1 protein-coding gene is annotated in these 296 nt (G+C 37.2%); it reads right to left on the bottom strand.

All coding sequences use genetic code 11. The features are described from left to right. Positions 1 to 296, bottom strand: a 296-nt coding sequence (gene dctP, locus RYX56_RS21810; protein WP_317124045.1) for a TRAP transporter substrate-binding protein DctP, incomplete at both ends; no start/stop codon positions are given.

The raw sequence follows: 296 nt of genomic DNA, 5'->3' as shown, positions 1-296 counted from the left end.
ATTCAAACTATTCCAGAACTTTGTATTCGTTAATAAAGCATAGTCAACGCGGGTATGTCCCATTATCGTGGTATATTTTTGTACTTCGTCGAATTTTTTTGATTCAATATTACTGTAAGTATTTTCTTCCCCATCAACAGTGCCTTGCTGTAAAGCAGTGTAAAGCTCAGAGAATGGAATGGAAACGGAACCAGATCCAAGCTTACTGTAGATTTCTTCCAGCAGATTACCGCCTTGAGTTCGAATCTTTAGACCTTTTAAATCTTCTGGTGCATTAATCGGACGTACATTATTTG

The sequence above is a fragment of the Alkalihalophilus lindianensis genome (assembly GCF_032843265.1).
In the GTDB taxonomy this organism is placed as follows: domain Bacteria; phylum Bacillota; class Bacilli; order Bacillales; family Bacillaceae_D; genus Alkalihalophilus; species Alkalihalophilus lindianensis.
The sequence above is the reverse complement of the archived record's forward strand: the minus strand, read 5'-3'. Positions and strand labels throughout refer to the sequence as shown.